Below are 2,886 nucleotides of genomic sequence, written 5' to 3'. Positions count from 1 at the left end.
ATACCATATTGCACAACTTCGGCAGGTAACTGGCTTGTAGCCTGTGAAACACGGTTTTGAACGTTTACAGCCGCCTGATCGGGGTTGGTACCTTGTTTAAAATAAACGGTGATACCCAACGAACCGTCGTTACTGGCGGTTGAGGTCATATAGGTCATATTTTCCACACCGTTAATCGCTTCTTCTAATGAAGGCGTAACAGAACGTAAAATAGTTTCGGCATTAGCGCCCGGGTAAACAGCAGATACCAATACTGCCGGAGGGGCAATATCCGGGAATCGCTCTAAGGGCAGTTTTGTTAAACCAAGTACACCAACTATCACCAATAATATGGAGATCACTGTGGAGAGTACTGGTCTTYCTATAAATTTTTGAAACATGATTTTGTGATTTTAATTTCGGAATTCGGAATTTTGACTTCGGATTTATCAGACGCTATTTATCATTTCGTAATTGAACGATACAAACGGCAACCAATTAAACCTTTCACCTTTGGCCTTTCGCCTTTTACCTAAATTCTAACTCTTGATTCTTATTTATTAACTACAGCAGCAACCTTATCGGCAGCTTTTTGAGGCGCTATTACCGTACCTTCAACTAAGTGGTCCATACCGCTTAACACAATTTGGTCGCCGGCTTTAAGGCCATCCTTAACCAGGTAGTTTTCGCCGCTTTTGCCTATGATATTGATAGGTACTTTTTTCACCTTGTTGCTATCTGCAAGGGCAAAAACAAATACTTTATCCTGCATTTCAACAGTAGCCGATTCCGGTACAATCAAGGCATCGGTATGGTGTAAGCTCAGGCGCACTTTACCGGTGTTGCCGGCACGTAGTAAACCATCCGGATTGGCAAAGTTTGCCCTGATGGTGATAGCGCCGGTGTTTTTATCAAACTGGCCGTCAATCACATCTATTTTACCTTGTTTAGCGTATTCGCTGCCATCAGCTAATAATAATGATACTGATGGTAAATGTTTCAGCTTGTCTTTCAAAGTTTCGCCGGGATATTGTTCTTTAAAACTTACAAAATCTTTTTCGCCTAAAGAGAAGTAAACATGCACATCGTGTACATCAGATAGCTGTGTTAATGCTTCAACATCCTGCGGAGTAACTAAACTTCCTTGTTTTTTAAGCAAACGACCTATATAACCGCTTACAGGTGCTTTAATGAGGGTATAACCCAAATTGATTTGTGCGGTTGATACATTTGCTTTAGCCGATTCGATATTGGCTTTAGCAACCTGGAAAGCCGCCTTTGCTGTTTTTAACTGGTAATCAGAAACTACTTTGTTTTCAACCAATGGAGTTAATTTATCTACTTCCAGTTGTGCGTTTCCCTGGGCAGCTTCCGCAGCATGCAGACTTGCAAGAGCGTTGTTTAATGCTGCGCGGTAAGGCTGATCGTTTATTTTAAATATAGGCTGACCAGCGCTTACAAAGGCGCCTTCGTCAACAAATACTTTGTCTAATGCACCGCTTACCTGCGGCCTTACTTCTACGTTAACAGTGCCTTCTATAGATGCAGGATATTCCTGGTAAGTTGTTTGATTACCTGATGTTATACTTGCTACAGGTAATGCTGGTGGAGGTGGCGCCTGCTGCGTTTGCGGCTTGGGCGAGCAACCATATAATGTAAGTGCTAAGAGCGCTAATGTGATACTTTTCATGATGATTAATTTTAAAGTGATAGATGATTTGTGAAAAATAGCCTTGCGGCCGGTTGTTATATATTGAGTTAATTGTTTTCTTGTTATTATTATATGTGTGCAATAAGGTTAAATGATAACCATATAATTAAAAATTAGCTGTGCTAATGGTGCTTTGCAGATTTAGTAGCATCAGATAGTTTTATGCTGTTTATTAATGTTATGTAAAAGTTAAGATCCATGATGATGTTATTTGTTTTTGTTTACTTAACAGTGTTAAATGGTTTAACGATGTTAAAATTATGTTAAAAAATTAATCCGGTTTAATGGATTTGATGATGCCAGTAATGGTATCCGTTAGTACCTGGCGATTAATATCGTCTGATGAACCGCGGCTTAACAGGTTGATAGATACCAAACCATGTACAACCGACCAAAAGGTGTAATATTTAGTACAGATGATATCAGAAGCAGGGTTATCAATATGCATTACTTTTCCAATCACATCGGTGAACAGGTCCCATGGCATTACTGATTCTTCGAGCTTATTGATCTCCTCGCAACAACAATTTGTAGTTACCCCAAACATGATCTGGTAAAGCTCCTTGTTGGCAAAGGCAAAGTTCCAATAAGCAAGCCACATGGCTTCCAGTTGTTTTTCTGGTAAGCGATGTTTTTCATGAGCCGTCCTCAAATCCTGCGCTAAAATAAGATAGCCTTTGCGGGCAAGTTCAAGCAGGATAGCCTCTTTATTGGCAAAGTACTCGTATATGATAGGTGCCGTATATTCTATTACATCGGCAATTTTGCGCATACTTAACGCTTGCCATCCCTCCTCTTTTACAATATGGAGCGCGGCATCCAGGATGTTGATCCTGGTTTCGTCTTTTAAGCGTTGAATACGTTCTTTACTGGCCATTTTATTTACGCGATAAATGATTTAACAGCGTTAAGCAAATATATAACTGTTTATTGCTCCATAGTACCATCGCTTTGTAAAATTGAGATCATCTAATTGTCAGGAGACGGGAGAGGAATTAAGAGTTGAGAATCAGGAGAAGCGCAATTCCGCGCGTCATTGCGAGTAACCACCAGGATAATCCTGGAAAAAATGGGGATGACGTGCTGGCTTTAGGGGCTCACAACAACCATGTCATTGCGAGCGCAGCGCGGCAATCGCGAACTGTACAGGTCCGCTCTGTATAGCATGCGATTGCTTCGTGCCTCGCAATGACATA

At 40.9% G+C, this 2,886-nt stretch carries 3 protein-coding genes; all 3 read right to left on the bottom strand.

Annotation, left to right across the window (positions count from 1 at the left end; translation table 11 throughout):
* Nucleotides 1-380 (bottom strand): efflux RND transporter permease subunit (locus tag AC1DPZ_RS24870; protein ID WP_477408541.1); only part of this gene is annotated, 380 nt, incomplete at its 3' end.
* A gap of 152 nt (nt 381-532) precedes the next feature.
* Entirely contained in the window at nt 533-1,669 is a 1,137-nt protein-coding gene (locus tag AC1DPZ_RS24865; RefSeq protein ID WP_477408539.1) for an efflux RND transporter periplasmic adaptor subunit, read from the bottom strand.
* Between the two features lie 292 nt (nt 1,670-1,961).
* Nucleotides 1,962-2,567 (bottom strand): TetR/AcrR family transcriptional regulator, encoded by a 606-nt coding sequence (locus tag AC1DPZ_RS24860; protein ID WP_477408537.1) that lies wholly within the window; start codon nt 2,565-2,567, stop codon nt 1,962-1,964.
* Between the last annotated feature and the right edge of the window lie 319 nt (nt 2,568-2,886).

This window comes from Mucilaginibacter sp. P4_G9, assembly GCF_056400985.1.
Note: the sequence above shows the minus strand (reverse complement) of the source record. Positions and strands in the feature narration are given on the sequence as shown.

Excerpts from the sequence above, each read along its gene's own strand:
- AC1DPZ_RS24865 (WP_477408539.1), bottom strand. The coding sequence starts at position 1,669 with ATGAAAAGTATCACATTAGCGCTCTTAGCACTTACATTATATGGTTGC.
- AC1DPZ_RS24860 (WP_477408537.1), bottom strand. The coding sequence starts at position 2,567 with ATGGCCAGTAAAGAACGTATTCAACGCTTAAAAGACGAAACCAGGATC.